The organism is Streptomyces winkii, from assembly GCF_032248595.1.
Taxonomy (GTDB): domain Bacteria; phylum Actinomycetota; class Actinomycetes; order Streptomycetales; family Streptomycetaceae; genus Streptomyces; species Streptomyces winkii.
Genome location: NZ_JASTTH010000022.1, coordinates 1 through 459, shown reverse-complemented (window position 1 = coordinate 459; position 459 = coordinate 1). Strand labels below are relative to the sequence as shown.

Annotated in this window: 1 rRNA gene; it reads left to right on the top strand. The window is 66.7% G+C overall.

The features are described from left to right. A 16S ribosomal RNA gene (locus tag QQM67_RS30500) occupies positions 1-113 on the top strand; the annotation flags it as partial. Between the last annotated feature and the right edge of the window lie 346 nt (positions 114-459).

The following is a 459-nucleotide window of genomic DNA, read 5'->3' as shown; positions in this document are numbered from 1 at the left end:
AAGCCGGTGGCCCAACCCCTTGTGGGAGGGAGCCGTCGAAGGTGGGACTGGCGATTGGGACGAAGTCGTAACAAGGTAGCCGTACCGGAAGGTGCGGCTGGATCACCTCCTTTCTAAGGAGCAGCCAGACCCCCTCACCGGCCCCGTTCAGGGCCGGAGTCCCCTGTGTCTTCTGTGGCTGCTGCCGTGTGGCGGCAGTGTGCAGGGGTGGGGATGTGGGTGGGGTCCACGGTGCCCAGTTCACCGGCGCGTGTCCGGTGCTGGATGCTCATGGGTGGAACGTTGACTATTCGCCGCCGCCGGCCTGGCGGCGTCTCTGAGTACTGCCTGTCTGTCTCGTCGGGGTTTTCCCGTCGGGCCGGTGGGTGTGGAACGGGGGCGCCGGGGTGGGGGGTGGTGGGCACACTGTTGGGTGTCTGAGAGAGCGAGCGGCCGCCGCTGCTGTTATCGGCTGTGTTT